This window comes from Actinacidiphila oryziradicis (genome assembly GCF_005047355.1).
In the GTDB taxonomy this organism is placed as follows: domain Bacteria; phylum Actinomycetota; class Actinomycetes; order Streptomycetales; family Streptomycetaceae; genus Actinacidiphila; species Actinacidiphila oryziradicis.
This window is the reverse complement of sequence record NZ_SUMC01000156.1, coordinates 1-12,861: the sequence shown is the minus strand read 5'-3', so window position 1 is coordinate 12,861 and position 12,861 is coordinate 1. Positions and strand designations below refer to the sequence as shown.

Here is a 12,861-nt window from a genome sequence, read left to right as displayed (position 1 = left end):
AAAAAACTTCGGGCCGAGTGTCGATCCGGCCCTCGGACGTTCGTAGTGGCAGTAGAGGGCCGGGAAGACGCCGGCTCCTGCTGACGAGGAGAACGTCATGAAGCAATACCTGCTGTCGGTGCACATGGTCGAGGGACAGGAGCCGCCGAAGCCCGAGAGCATGCAGCAGATGTACGCCGACGTCGATGCCCTCAACAGTCGGCTGCAGGCCGAGGGCGCCTGGGTCTTCGCCGGCGGCCTGCACCCGGCGACGTCCGCGACCGTGGTACGCCTCCAGGACGGCAAGGTCCTGACGACCGACGGACCCTTCGCCGAGACGAAGGAGCACCTCGGCGGGTTCTGGGTGATCAAGGCCGAGGACCTCGACGCCGCACTGGCCTGGGCGACCGAGGCGACCAAGGCATGCCAGGGGCCGGTCGAGGTCCGCCCGTTCCAGGAGGAACCCGCGAAGTAGCACGCCGGTGACTTCCCACGACGGCATCGAGAGCGTCTTCCGCAGCGAGTACGGCCGCTGCGTGGCCACCCTGATCCGCCTCCTCGGCGACATCGACGTCGCCGAGGAGGCGGTGCAGGACGCCTTCGCGGTGGCTCTGGCCCGGTGGCCGCAGACAGGTCTGCCACCCAACCCGGGCGCGTGGATCACGACCACGGCCCGCAACCGCGCCATCGACCGGCTGCGACGCGAGGCCTCCCGCCACGACCGCCATGCCCAGGCCCAACTGCTGTTCCAGAGCCGGGGGGCAGATCCTGAACGGGAGGGACCGGTGAGCGACGACCGGCTGCGACTGATCTTCACCTGCTGCCACCCGGCGCTGAGCCGCAGCGCCCAGGTTGCGCTGACGCTGCGACTGCTCGGCGGGCTGCAGACCCCGCAGATCGCCCGCGCCTTCCTGGTCTCTGAGGCCACGATGGCCCAGCGCCTGGTACGCGCGAAGCACAAGATCAAGGACGCGGGCATCCCGTATCGGGTGCCCACCGAGGCCGAACTGCCCGACCGGCTGCGCGCCGTACTCGACACCATCTACCTGGTCTTCAACGAGGGCTATACCGCCTCGGGCGGGGACGCGCTCCTGCGAGAGGACTTGTGCGCCGAGGCGGTCCGGCTGGCCCGGCTGCTCCTCGAGCTGATGCCGGACGAAGCCGAGGCGGCGGGGCTCCTGGCGCTGCTCCTGCTGACCCACTCGCGCCGCGCGGCCCGCACGACGGCCGACGGGTCGCTGGTGCTGCTGACCGACCAGGACCGCTCGCTATGGGATCAGCCGCTCGTCGAGGAGGGCCAAGCGCTGGTCCGCGCCTGCCTGCGGCGCGCCATGCCCGGCCCGTACCAGATCCAAGCCGCGATCAATGCGGTCCACAGCGACGACGCCCTCACCGCGGACGCGAGGTGGTCGCAGATCCTGCAGCTGTACGACCTGCTGATGGCCTGCGCCCCGACGCCGGTTGTCGCGCTCAACCGTGCTGTCGCGCTGGCTGAGGTGGACGGGCCTCAGGTCGGCCTCGATGTCGTCGACAGCCTGCAAGGCGACCTCGACAGGTACCACCTGTTCCATGCCACCCGCGCCGACCTGCTCTGCCGCCTCGATCGCAGTCCAGAGGCCGCCGAGGCGTACGACGCCGCGCTCGCCCTGACCACCAACGCCGCCGAGCGCGGCTTCCTCGAGAACCGAAGGCGCTCGGTCCGCTGACGGCGTGCTCGACTGCAGGTGGCCGCAGGGTGCGCTGTTCGTCGTCCTTGGGAACGGTTTCGAACACGCACGCTGGACGAGGACCCCGCGAGGTTGTGCCCCCTCGCTCCTCTCCGCCGGGAAGATTCGCAGTGAAGGCCCGGGGTCATCCCGGGCCTTCACTCGTCTTATGGGTCGGCTCCGGGCTGGCGGGAGACGCGTCGTCGAGCGCGAGGACCAGGACGTCGTCGCCCGCGCTCGCGAACTCCCGGTCTCTGCTGGAGTGCGGCTTTTAATCGTTTATACGATCATGTATGAGGATTTTTCATGCAGGCTCGTATGTGACATGAGCCACTTTTCTTGAGGGAACCTGCCTTAGCCGTGTATCGCTTTGCTCTGGAAAGCCCGATGGTCCGTCAAGGCTTACCTCTCAAAGGAGAGGTGGGCCTTGTTGCGTTTTTCGGCGAGGTCATAGAACGGGCCCGCCGCGACGCCTCCGGGAAGATGCTCCGCGGCGGGCCCCCTGGCACCACTTGGAGTGGCCCAGCTATGGATGCCCGAACCCTGCTGTTGCTGACCGTCGTGGCCGTGATCATCGGGTATGCGGCGTACCGCGATCCTGCGCTGGGCGGCGCGATCACGGTTGCTGCCGCGGTCGTCAGCTTCCTCTACATCATCCTCAAGGACGACGATGACACAGGCACCAGGTAAAGCACGTGAGGAACACCAGGAACCGCACCGAGGGCACCTGCGTGCCGGGGGCTAGCCCCCGGCAGCGGGGGTCAACGGTATGGTCCGTCCTCGCCCACTTTGTCGGCGTCAGACTCCGACTTTGGCGTGCGCACCATTGGGATGCCTTGAGCTCCAGCAACGTTCAGCAGTTCGGCCAGGGCATCAGCCCGGATGAAACGCGTAAGGACGCCTGCTGTTTCTCCGCTCGTCTTGATGTGACCTGCGTTCACGCCGGCCAGGATAAGCTCTTCGTAATTACCAGTTTCGAGGTCGCCCCAGGTCAGCTCCTTTGGCACGTAGCAGAGCACGGGGGAACCCGACATGCCATTCCAACTGAATGAGTGGGTCAGCACCTGGCTTGGGTAGGTGTCAATTCCTAGTGCCGCCGGGTAACGAGGGTCCGACGAGATCACTCCTCCAACGAGGATAGGGCGTTCGGCGACCTCGCCCCCAATACCCGGGTATCCCGGCGTTAGGACTGTGCCTCCGACTGCCACCCGGCCGAACGCAAAGTCAGCGGCGCTGGCCAGCATGGATGCTGGGAGGCTGTTGAACGTCCCCTCGCCGACGAGGGCCTGGGCGTGACCAAGGGGCGCATCAAGTGGCAGGACTGCCAGGTCAACCTTGTCGCTGTCCAGGAACCTCGGCGCGGGATCAGTAATGGTGACCTGCTGGGGAACTGTGCTCAAGATATCCATCGCGGCGGATTGATACTGACCGTCCACCTTCACCGATTCGAGTTCCCAGCCACCGAACTTTTTAAAGTTGTGGTCCAGCACATGTCGATTCGTGACGAGGTATCGGTTCTCTGCGGTGTCGGTGATTATGAAACCGGAACCAGTCCCAGCAAGCTTGTTGTTAGACCTGTCGAAGAAAACTGCGACAAGGCGGACAGCTGAGTAGAGCACCATCGCGTCGATCTTTGCCATGCTGCATGGTCCCACTCCGGCAACTCCTGTGCGACAAGCCAGAGAAGGAAGAGCGCACGGGCAAAACCGCGCTGCTCCCGCCGCACTGCCGCCGCGTCGGCGCCCTGGGCGAGGCGCCAGCAGACCAGTTGGTCGCCGACGGACAGGCAATGGTCCCAGGTGGTGCGCGGCATGCGCGGGGCGTCGGTGTCGCTCATCCGTGCACCGTACCGGGCGGGGCGGGCGCATCGGCAGCAGAAGCCGGGGCCCGTGATCGTGCCTGCAGCCACCGCTGCGGTGAACGGTTTGCCAGGGCGCCGGTACGGGGATTCGGCGGCTGCGCGCCGTAGGGTTCGTACGCATGAGCGACATAGTCATTCCGCCGGAGTTGGTAGATGCTCAGCGGCGTGCGGAGGAGGCGTTCCGCGCGGTCGGTGCCTGGGCGGAGGGGGCCCCGGACACGTTGGCGGACCGGTGGGCTGCGGTGTACCAAGAGGCCGACGCCGCGCACGCCCTCCGTGCCCCTCTGGTGGCAGCGCACGGGTCCTGGGCAGTCAGCCAGGCGCTGGGGCTCGCGATGCGCCAGGACGACAACGAGTAGCTGCGGGGTGCCCGTTTCGAACCTCGCGCGTTGACGGTCGCTCTCGCCCGGCCGCTTGGGCGCCCGGGCGAGAGCGATGTGTCCCCTCTTGTATTCGGCACGAGAGGGCACGGCCTTCCGGACGGGAAGGTCCGACGCCAGCGGCGCCTGTCATCCCATTGAGGGGTGGCGCGCACCGTGGCGCAAGGAAACCGGGAACTTCGCACCCAAAAGCATGCAATGGGGCATCCTTGCGAGCCGCGCTGTACCGTGCGTCCCCTGCGACCCAGGGCTAATGTTCCGTGATCCTGTGATCACGTGGCGTGGCCGTCCGTTTTCCCTCCATGCTGTCGTTCCAGCTCCTGATGGCGCATCGGCACCGCCGTGAGGAGCCTTCCGGACGTACGTATACGCATTCAGTGGGAAGGCTGCGATGTACAGAAAGCAGGTGTTGACCGTCATCGTCCTGGTGACGGTCTTCTCGTGGAGCGTGGTGATGGCCGTGCTCGGACAGGTCGCCGCGATCGCGGCGCTGGTCCCCTCCCTCGGGCTGCTCGTGCAGCAGATCGTCAAAGCCTTCGCCTCCCCGGAGGCGGGGCGTGCCGCCGCACCTCCGCCGGCGGCGGGACGGGATGAGGGGCACGCCGGGTGAACCCCCAGTCCATGCCTCCCCATCAGCCCGAAGGGGAGCCTCCCAGTAGTAAGCCGGGCCGCAAGCTGGGGCCGATCGCCGACAGCGTAGGAGCCGCGCACCGCGCCTGGCTGGAGCCGCTGCGCACGAGATTCCTCGGCAGCCGCTTGACGATCAGCGACCTGAGTGGCAGCACCGGATACGCCAAGTCGAAGATCTCCGAACTGCTGCGCGGCGCCGGCCTGTACCCGCGGTGGGAGATCACCAACAGCGTGCTGCACGTCCTGGGCGTACCGACCTGGCCCATGCGGCGGCTGTGGGCGGCCGCGGCGTTCGAGGCGCAGAAGAAGCCCGCCTGGGTCAAGGGCTGCATAGCGACGGTCGCGATCTCCACCGGCCCGGCCGTCCCGCCACTGGACCACCAGGGGTTCATGCAGCTGAACCGCGTGCCCTACACCCGCTATGCCCAGATCTTCCTGTGCAGCGACCAGGCCAAGCAGGTGGTGAGGGCGACCTCCGACATTCTGTGGCTGCGGTGGGAAGAGGCTCTGGGCAGCGCTGACGTGCAGAAATTCGCCTGGCCGGTCCTGCGTGCGGGCGTCATGGCGCGCACTCCCCACATCGACGGCCGCCCGGAACTGGTCCCCGCGGCCTTCGACACTGTCGTCCTGGGCGCCACCACCTCGGGCACAGCTCGGTTCGAACAGATCGAAGAATCGATGGGCCTGTTCAAGGCCCTGAGCCGTCTGCCCGATCACCAGCTGGACGTCATGGCCCTGAAGTACCTGCGCGGCATGGACGACGGCGCCGTCGCCGACGTCCTGGGTGTTCCCCTTGCCGCGGTGCGCTCCGCCGACCGCTACGCCAAGCGCTCCCTGACCGAAACGCTCGGACCCCACGACCCCCCGGGAGAGACACCCCAGTGACTATGATCGATGAACTCCTCAACAGGGCTCTTCTCCTGGAAGAACCCTGCATCCCCCGCGATGTCGTTCCGGACGTCGCCCCCCCCGCCCCGCTGGACGCGGACACTCCCTGCCTCGTGCCGGCTGCGCGCAGTCGGCACGAGGCGAGCCACGCGGCGGCACACAACCTGCAGACCCTCTGCGAGACCGTCGTGACCCATACCGCGGCGACCTCGCTGCAGGAATTTGTCACCGAACAGCTGCCGGAGCCGAGCGGCGCCCGGGTCCTGGGCTGCATCCTGCAGCTGACCGATGCCGAAGACAGCGCCCGGTTCTGGTGGCAGTACGCCGCCGGCGCCGGAGACGACGCCGCGTCCTACTGCCTCTACCTGCACCACCTGTCGCTCGGGGAGACCGACGCAGCCGCCTGGTGGCGCAAGCAGACACGCATCGACACCCAGCCTGACCCCGAGACGGGCTCCCCCCGCGACTCGGAGCAGGCCAGCGGTCTGGAATGGGATTCCAGCACCCCGACCGTGCTGCGCGTCCTGGGCCAGCTCCTGACCCGGGTCGACCGGCCCAGGAGCGAAGTCTTCGACGCCGTGATGGACTACGTCCCCGGCGCCGTCGCCATCGGCTACCTCGCCAACCCCGACTTCGAGATCCCGCTCCCGGGGCCGGACTTCGCGGACCACATCGGCATCATCCTGGCCGCTACGTCCGCGCTTCATACCGGCCCCTTTCGGTCAAAGCCGCCCGGCACGTCGCCCAAGCTTCCCGGTCGGCAGGAACACACCCGCGCAGAGGCTCCTCCCGCGGAGCAGCCAGCGCGCGGCCACCGGTGATCGGGCAGCAGGATCCGCTCAACCTGTCGCGACCAATCTGCCCACCCCGTTACACGGTGGCGCCCCGGCGAGCCTCTCAACTTGTGTCGGGTCGTGGTGACCCGGTCCTTCAAGGGAGGGGAACCGGGATGGACACAGCAACCGTCGTCCTGACCATCGTCTCGATCGTCACCGGCAGGGCCTGTCTCCTGGCAGGCCTGTGGCTGCGTCTGCGGTGGCGGACCCGGCACGAGCAGGTACAGCGACAGCACCTCACCTCGGTGACCGAGTCGATCGCCGGAGGCGGGCACCTGGAGGTCGTGGAGCGGCGGCCCGACGGACACAGCGTCCGCATCAAGATCACCCGCAGCCCGGGGGGGAACACCGCAGCGTGAGTACCCACGACCCGGCTGAGGGCGCCGATCGCCTGGCCAGACCAGCAAGCGCCCTCCCAGCCTCCATCGATCACCGCGCCGCTGAGCGGGCCGCGACCGACCGGGCCTCATTTTCCGCGTTCTACCGCGAAACGATCAAGCCGCTGGTCGCGTACCTGATCGTCAGTGGCACACCGGCACCGATCGCTGCGGAGATCGCCCAGGAGTGCATGATCGAGCTGTTCAGACGCTGGGGCAGCGTCAGCCACCCGCGCGCCTACGTCTACAAAGCAGCGGGACGGATGTGGGGCCGCAGGGTCGCGAAGGTGCGCATGGAAGTACCGGTCGAAGAGTTGCCGGAGCCGACGTCCCTGGTGCCAAAGCCGGATGCGCTCACGGAATTCGAAGCCCGGCACGATTCACTGCAGATACTGAAAGCTCTGCCTCCCCGGCAAGGCCAGGTCCTGGCCCTGGACTGTGATGGCTTCACCTCCGCAGAGATCGCGCAGCAGCTGGAGCTGGAACCCGCAACGGTCCGAGCCCACCGGCTGAGAGCCCGCCGGGCCGCCGCTCGTATCAAGGAAGGGGAGGAGGAGCAGTGACCGACCCCCAGCGCGCATCCCACGCGCCCTTCGCGAACGAAGACGGCCAGCCGCTGGTACGCCCGTATGCGACGCCCCGCAGCCGGACCCGCTACCAACTGGCCATCGAGGCCCTGGTGACCACCACGGCCAACCCGAGTGCCTACCGGGCGCTGCTCCCGGAGCACCAGCGGATCTGCGAGCTCTGCCGTGAGGTCAAGGCGGTGGCTGAGGTGTCGGCACTGCTGGCGATCCCGCTCGGGGTGGCCCGCATCCTCATCGCCGACCTGGCGGAGGCCGGCGCGGTAGTCATCCACCAGCCGAGCAGCGGCCGGGCCGGCGGACAGCCTGATGTACCGCTGCTCGAAAGGGTGCTCAGCGGGCTTCGCAGGGATCCTGACGCGGAGGGGCGGTTCGCAGACGGCTACCAGGCACTTGTCGACGGCCTTGGTGAGGTCCTGGATGTCGAGGCGGGTCTTCGCGAGGCTCTGCTCCAGTCCCACCACAACGCCGTCATCGACGACCTCGGTAACGTCCTGGATGTCGAGGCCGGACTTCGCGAGGCACTGGGGGGTCAGTCCGACATCGACACGTGAAAGACGCCTGCCCTCACGGCGATACTCCCGGGCCCCGGTCCTGGCCGCCCCGAGGCGCCCTTGCATGGGTTGTCCGTGATCGGTCTTCTTCGCCGGGGTGGGCGGGGTGTACGGTCTGATGTGTAGTCATATGAACATCGGGGGGTGTGGTGACGGGCGTGGAGATCGCGGTCGGGTATCTGTTCGCGTGGGCGGTCGGCAAGGCCAGGCGGGTGGCGGGCCGGGCGGATCAGGAGGCCGACCGTACGCTGGACGCGGCGATGGACCGGCTCCACGACCTGGTCAGCCGCAAGCTGGACGGGGACCGCGCGCTGGAAAGGCTGGCCGGGGAAGCCGAGTTGGGGCAGGAGGAACCGGGTGCGCGTACCCGGCAGCGGGTGCAGCTCGCGCTGGAGGACGCCGCCGAGGAGGATCCCGGCTTCGCCGAAGCCCTGGACCAGGCTGTGAAGCAGCTGCAAACCCTGGAGCGCGCAGCCGCAACGGCGTCGGCCGGGGACGGCGGGCAAGCCGTCGGCGGGAACGTACACATCCAGGCCAGCGACAACTCCGCAGCCGCGTGGACCATGGGGAACGTGACCCTGGGAAACCCTCCACCGCCGGGTCCGCACCAGGGCTGAGCGCACCCGGCACACCCATAGCCCCACCCGGCACCGCACCCACCACCGCCATTTCCGCCACCCACAACAGCGTGGCCGTCGGCCACGCCGACCAGGTCCACCACCACGCCGCGCCCCGCACGCGGGCCGCCTGGCCGCACCAGGTCGGCGTGATCCCACACCGCGCCCTGTCTTTCCAGCACCGGGCCGCAGCCGAACAACTGCGGGCGGCGGTCGACAGCGGGGGTACCGCGGTGCTGGGCCAGGTGCTGACCGGGACCGGAGGGGTGGGCAAGACCCAACTGGCCGCGGACTACGCCCGCACCGCCTGGGAGGCAGGTGGGGTGGATGTCCTGGTGTGGATCAGCGCGGGCACCCGCCAGGCGATCGTGGCCGGGTACGCCCAGGCCGGTGTGGAGGTGCTGGCCGCCGACCCCGGCGACCCGGAGCAGGCCGCCAAGATGGTCCTGGCCTGGCTGGAACCCAAATCCGGTAGGGAGCCGTGCCGGTGGCTGGTGGTCCTGGACGACGTCGCCGACCCGGCCGATCTGCGCGGACTGTGGCCACCCGCCAGCCACGGCCGGACCCTGGTCACCACCCGCCGCCGCGACGCCGCCCTGACCGGGCAGGGCCGGCGCCGGGTGGACGTGGGCCTGTTCACCCCCGAAGAGGCCACCGCCTACCTCACCGCCGCCCTCGCCGCGCACGGCCGCCACGAATGGGCTGACCAGATCAACGCCCTGGCCGCCGACTTGGGATACCTGCCCCTGGCCCTGGCCCAGGCCGCCGCCTACCTCATCGACACCGCCCGGACCTGCGCCGACTACCGCGCTCTGCTGGCCGACCGGGCCAGGACACTGGACGTCCTGCTGCCCGAACCCGGCGCGCTGCCCGACGACCAGACCGCCACCGTGGCCGCCACCTGGTCCCTGTCCATCGAACGCGCCGACCAGCTGCGCCCGCCGGGACTTGCCCGGCCCATGCTCCAGCTGGCCGCGATGCTCGATCCCAACGGCATCCCCGGGCCCGTCCTGACCGGCGAACCTGCCCTGGCCTACCTGGCCGCCCACCGCACCCCCGGTGACAGCGGAAGAGAGCCGGTCCCGGCGACGGCCGACGACGCGGCCGGTGCACTGCAGGCATTGCACCGGCTCAGCCTGATCGACCACACCCCCGACACCCCCCACCAGGCCGTCCGCGTCCACGCCCTCATCCAGCGCGCCACCCGCGATGCCCTCACCCCCGGCCGGCACGACCAGCTCGCGCGCACCGCCGCCGACACCCTGACCGCCACCTGGCCCGCCATCGAACGCGACACCGACCTCGCCCAGACCCTGCGCGCCAACACCGACGCCCTCACCCGCACCGCCGAAGACGCCCTCTACCAGCCCCACGCCCACCCCGTGCTCTACCGCACCGGCCGAAGCCTCGGAGAATCCGGCCAGGCCACCGCCGCCCGCAACCACTCCCACCACCTCACCGCCCAAACCCACCGCCGCCTCGGCCCGGACCACCCCGACACCCTCACCGCCCGGAGCCAGCTCGCCCGGTGGCGGGGGATCGCGGGTGATGCGGCCGGCGCCGCCACCGCCACCGCCGCCCTGCTGACCGACCGGCTGCGGGTCCAGGGTCCGGACCACCCCGACACCCTCGCCACCCGGCACGAGCTCGCCTACTGGCGGGGGATCGCGGGTGATGCGGCCGGCGCCGCCACCGCATTCGCCGCCCTGCTGACCGACCATGTGCGGGTGCTGGGTCCGGACCACCCCCACACCCTCACCGCCCGGCACGAGCTCGCCCGGTGGCGGGGGACCGCGGGTGATGCGGCCGGCGCCGCCACCGCATTCGCCGCCCTGCTGACCGACCGGCTGCGGGTCCAGGGTCCGGACCACCCCCACACCCTCACCGCGCGGCACAACCTCGCCTCCTGGCAAGGGATCGCGGGTGATGCGGCCGGCGCCGCCACCGCCACCGCCGCCCTGCTGACCGACCGGCTGCGGGTCCAGGGTCCGGACCACCCCGACACCCTCACCACCCGGAGCCAGCTCGCCCGGTGGCGGGGGACCGCGGGTGATGCGGCCGGCGCCGCCACCGCATTCGCCGCCCTGCTGACCGACCATGTGCGGGTGCTGGGCCCGGACCACCCCGACACCCTCACCGCCCGGAGCCAGCTCGCCCGGTGGCGGGGGATCGCGGGTGATGCGGCCGGCGCCGCCACCGCATTCGCCGCCCTGCTGACCGACCGGGAGCGGGTGCTGGGTCCGGACCACCCCCACACCCTCACCGCCCGGCACGAGCTCGCCCGGTGGCGGGGGATCGCGGGTGATGCGGCCGGCGCCGCCACCGCATTCGCCGACCTGCTGACCGACCATGTGCGGGTGCTGGGTCCGGACCACCCCGACACCCTCGCCACCCGGCACGAGCTCGCCTACTGGCGGGGGACCGCGGGTGATGCGGCCGGCGCCGCCGCATTCGCCGCCCTGCTGACCGACCGGGAGCGGGTGCTGGGCCCGGACCACCCCCACACCCTCGCCACCCGGCACACCCTCGCCTACTGGCGGGGGACCGCGGGTGATGCGGCCGGCGCCGCCACCGCATTCGCCGACCTGCTGACCGACCGGCTGCGGGTGCTGGGTCCGGACCACCCCCGCACCCTCGCCACCCGGCACAACCTCGCCTACTGGCGGGATAGGGCTGAAGGCGGGGGCGCGAGTGTCGGGTAACGAACGTGACCAACACCCTGAAGCGCAACAAGATGCTCTTAGTGCGTTGTGGCAAAGGGAGTCCCTGTTCGATGAGCAGGGGCTTCTTCGTGTGCGGGGCATGATCGTGGAGGGGTAGGGGCAGGCAGCGGACGGCTTGTTGTTGATCGAGGAGGGTGCGATGCCGTCGGTGCTGGGGTTGATGGAACGGCGTGAGGCGCGGGCGAGGCAGGATCTGGAGTCTTGGACGGAGGTCTTGGAGCAGGCTCAGGCGGAGGTGAATGCCGCGCGGGAGCGAGTCGAGCGAGCCCGGGTGGGGCGTGAGGAGCTCGTGTCGGTGCTGGCCGAGGAGAGCGCGGTGGTTACGCCGGTTTCCGTGCCGCCTGGTGGTGAGGCGGCTGCCGCTGGGGGATCGAGCGGCTCCGGCGCGGGGTATGGCGAGCGGCCGCCGGTGTGGCGGTCGGGCATGGGCGAGGAGGTGCTCAGCGGCCTGTATCGGGAGGTCTTCGCCGCTGCGGTGGCCGCTTCGGGGCCGGTGAACGGGGTGGAGTTGACGCGGGCGGTGGACCGGGAAGCGGAGATCAAGAACGAGGTGGAGAAAATCCGTCACCGTGCCTACGCGCTGGAGAAGCGGGGCTGGCTGGTGCGGGCGAAAGACGGACGGTTCACGCCAGCGCCTGGAGCAGTCGCTCGGGACGCTTCTCCGGCCAGCGCGGAGCGTCTCCGGCCATCCGGCGCGACAGCCTGATCATGGCTGCCCACCACACCATCTGCTGATGGTGATCGGGGCGGCGTTCGTGGTCGCGGTTGAGGCGGCGTGAGCGGGAGAGCCAGCTCAGCGTTCGCTCCACCACCCACCTGCGGGCCAGTACGACAAATCCGCGCTGTCCGTCGGATCGGCGCACGACCTCGATCCGGACCCCGTGACGGGCGAACGCCTTCGCCAGCGCCGGACCCTGGTAGGCACTGTCGACCCACACCAGTTTCAGCAGCCGGCCCGGCTCGTCCATGAACGTCTCCAGCAGTGCGGGGGCGGCCTTGGAGTCGTGCACATCAGCCGTGGTCACGGTCACCTCCAGGAGCAGGCCCTCGGTGTCGGTCAGGATGTGACGCTTGCGCCCGTCGCGTGATTTACCGCCGTCGTATCCGCGACTGTCCTCACCCACGGTCTCGGAGGCATCCACCGACTGACTGTCGATGATCCCGGCGGACGGCTCGGCGTTGCGCCCTTTCCGTTCCCGCGCCGAGCGTCGCAGGCGTTCGTACAGCTCACGCGCGTAGTCGTACGTACGCCAGCGGCGGAAGAAGTCGTAGACCGCCCGCCAGTACGGGAAATCAACAGGCAGGGCCATCCACTTGCCGCCGTTGTCGACGAGGTAGCGCACGGCGTCGAGCATCTCGCGATGGCAAAACGCCTCGGGGCGCCCGCCCCGCGCCAGCAACCAGGCCGGCACCGGCATCGCCGCCCGGACCTCGCCCCATTCCGCGTCCGTCATGTCGCTCGGATAGCAGCTTGCCCGCCGCGCCGGAGCGATCGAACCGAACCGGTGCACGTAGCAGTCACACCCAGGGGTGACCATGGTGGACGCAGGCACAGTGGTACTGCTCAACTGATCAGGCAACGGGCTTCCTTGGTCGTGCTGGGTGTCGTAACCGCGTCACTACCAAGGGGCCTGTTCTTTCATGCCCGCGGCCGCACCCGAACCTCCGTCCAGATGATCACCCACGCCGCACACCTCGAACGAGATCCGGTTTGCCACAACGCACT

Annotated in this window: 14 protein-coding genes and 1 pseudogene; 13 read left to right on the top strand and 2 right to left on the bottom strand. The window is 69.6% G+C overall.

What is annotated here, in order from left to right:
- Positions 1–97: 97 nt before the first annotated feature.
- The 3 genes from FCI23_RS50645 (at position 98) to FCI23_RS50635 (ending at position 2,375) form a co-directional block, all read left to right on the top strand.
- Entirely contained in the window at positions 98–454 is a 357-nt protein-coding gene (locus tag FCI23_RS50645; RefSeq protein WP_136730723.1) for a YciI family protein, read from the top strand.
- A 7-nt stretch (positions 455–461) separates the two neighbouring features.
- The gene (locus tag FCI23_RS50640) at positions 462–1,685 is read left to right on the top strand and encodes an RNA polymerase sigma factor (RefSeq protein WP_136730722.1); all 1,224 of its coding nucleotides are present in this window, start codon (positions 462–464) and stop codon (positions 1,683–1,685) included.
- Between the two features lie 528 nt (positions 1,686–2,213).
- The gene (locus tag FCI23_RS50635; protein ID WP_246144833.1) at positions 2,214–2,375 is read left to right on the top strand and encodes a hypothetical protein; all 162 of its coding nucleotides are present in this window, start codon (positions 2,214–2,216) and stop codon (positions 2,373–2,375) included.
- Positions 2,376–2,446: 71 nt separating this feature from the next.
- Here the strand turns inward: FCI23_RS50635 and FCI23_RS50630 are convergent, their stop codons facing one another.
- Positions 2,447–3,325 carry a trypsin-like peptidase domain-containing protein gene (locus FCI23_RS50630; protein ID WP_169317381.1) on the bottom strand — a complete coding sequence of 293 codons (879 nt, stop codon included), beginning with the start codon at positions 3,323–3,325 and terminating at the stop codon, positions 2,447–2,449.
- Positions 3,326–3,665: 340 nt separating this feature from the next.
- Between FCI23_RS50630 and FCI23_RS50625 the strand changes: the two genes are divergently transcribed.
- From FCI23_RS50625 to FCI23_RS50580, 10 genes and pseudogenes are all read left to right on the top strand, one after another.
- The gene (locus FCI23_RS50625; protein ID WP_136730720.1) at positions 3,666–3,905 is read left to right on the top strand and encodes a hypothetical protein; all 240 of its coding nucleotides are present in this window, start codon (positions 3,666–3,668) and stop codon (positions 3,903–3,905) included.
- Positions 3,906–4,317: 412 nt separating this feature from the next.
- Positions 4,318–4,536, top strand: a complete 219-nt coding sequence (locus FCI23_RS50620) for a hypothetical protein (protein WP_136730719.1) — start codon at positions 4,318–4,320, stop codon at positions 4,534–4,536.
- An 11-nt stretch (positions 4,537–4,547) separates the two neighbouring features.
- The gene (locus tag FCI23_RS50615) at positions 4,548–5,441 is read left to right on the top strand and encodes a sigma-70 family RNA polymerase sigma factor (RefSeq protein WP_136730718.1); all 894 of its coding nucleotides are present in this window, start codon (positions 4,548–4,550) and stop codon (positions 5,439–5,441) included.
- A gap of 2 nt (positions 5,442–5,443) precedes the next feature.
- The gene (locus FCI23_RS50610) at positions 5,444–6,265 is read left to right on the top strand and encodes a hypothetical protein (protein WP_169317380.1); all 822 of its coding nucleotides are present in this window, start codon (positions 5,444–5,446) and stop codon (positions 6,263–6,265) included.
- Positions 6,266–6,393: 128 nt separating this feature from the next.
- Positions 6,394–6,639, top strand: coding sequence for a hypothetical protein (locus tag FCI23_RS50605; RefSeq protein ID WP_136730716.1), 246 nt, complete (start codon positions 6,394–6,396; stop codon positions 6,637–6,639).
- Positions 6,636–7,220 (top strand): RNA polymerase sigma factor, encoded by a 585-nt coding sequence (locus FCI23_RS50600; RefSeq protein ID WP_136730715.1) that lies wholly within the window; start codon positions 6,636–6,638, stop codon positions 7,218–7,220. Before FCI23_RS50605 ends, FCI23_RS50600 begins: the two co-directional genes overlap by 4 nt.
- Positions 7,217–7,591 (top strand): annotated as a pseudogene (locus tag FCI23_RS61735) (DUF742 domain-containing protein); the annotation flags it as partial. The gene FCI23_RS50600 and the pseudogene FCI23_RS61735, both read left to right, overlap by 4 nt.
- Before the next feature lie 362 nt (positions 7,592–7,953).
- The gene (locus tag FCI23_RS61730) at positions 7,954–8,412 is read left to right on the top strand and encodes a chromosome partitioning protein (protein ID WP_136730713.1); all 459 of its coding nucleotides are present in this window, start codon (positions 7,954–7,956) and stop codon (positions 8,410–8,412) included.
- Positions 8,413–8,483: 71 nt separating this feature from the next.
- Complete coding sequence (locus FCI23_RS62820; protein WP_265737846.1) at positions 8,484–11,114, top strand: tetratricopeptide repeat protein; 2,631 nt, start codon at positions 8,484–8,486, stop codon at positions 11,112–11,114.
- A 160-nt stretch (positions 11,115–11,274) separates the two neighbouring features.
- Positions 11,275–11,841: a BAR domain-containing protein gene (locus FCI23_RS50580; RefSeq protein WP_246144832.1), complete on the top strand. Its 567-nt coding sequence runs from the start codon at positions 11,275–11,277 to the stop codon at positions 11,839–11,841.
- Here FCI23_RS50580 and FCI23_RS50575 read toward each other — a convergent pair.
- The gene (locus FCI23_RS50575) at positions 11,759–12,589 is read right to left on the bottom strand and encodes an IS5 family transposase (RefSeq protein WP_246144831.1); all 831 of its coding nucleotides are present in this window, start codon (positions 12,587–12,589) and stop codon (positions 11,759–11,761) included. The genes FCI23_RS50580 and FCI23_RS50575 overlap by 83 nt on opposite strands.
- Positions 12,590–12,861 lie beyond the last annotated feature (272 nt).

Bases quoted from the DNA above. Each gene is read 5' to 3' on its own strand.
- FCI23_RS50645 (WP_136730723.1), top strand. From the start codon at position 98: ATGAAGCAATACCTGCTGTCGGTGCACATGGTCGAGGGACAGGAGCCG.
- FCI23_RS50635 (WP_246144833.1), top strand. From the start codon at position 2,214: ATGGATGCCCGAACCCTGCTGTTGCTGACCGTCGTGGCCGTGATCATC.
- FCI23_RS50630 (WP_169317381.1), bottom strand. From the start codon at position 3,325: ATGGCAAAGATCGACGCGATGGTGCTCTACTCAGCTGTCCGCCTTGTC.
- FCI23_RS50625 (WP_136730720.1), top strand. From the start codon at position 3,666: ATGAGCGACATAGTCATTCCGCCGGAGTTGGTAGATGCTCAGCGGCGT.
- FCI23_RS50620 (WP_136730719.1), top strand. From the start codon at position 4,318: ATGTACAGAAAGCAGGTGTTGACCGTCATCGTCCTGGTGACGGTCTTC.
- FCI23_RS50615 (WP_136730718.1), top strand. From the start codon at position 4,548: ATGCCTCCCCATCAGCCCGAAGGGGAGCCTCCCAGTAGTAAGCCGGGC.
- FCI23_RS50610 (WP_169317380.1), top strand. From the start codon at position 5,444: ATGATCGATGAACTCCTCAACAGGGCTCTTCTCCTGGAAGAACCCTGC.
- FCI23_RS50605 (WP_136730716.1), top strand. From the start codon at position 6,394: ATGGACACAGCAACCGTCGTCCTGACCATCGTCTCGATCGTCACCGGC.
- FCI23_RS50580 (WP_246144832.1), top strand. From the start codon at position 11,275: ATGCCGTCGGTGCTGGGGTTGATGGAACGGCGTGAGGCGCGGGCGAGG.
- FCI23_RS50575 (WP_246144831.1), bottom strand. From the start codon at position 12,589: ATGACGGACGCGGAATGGGGCGAGGTCCGGGCGGCGATGCCGGTGCCG.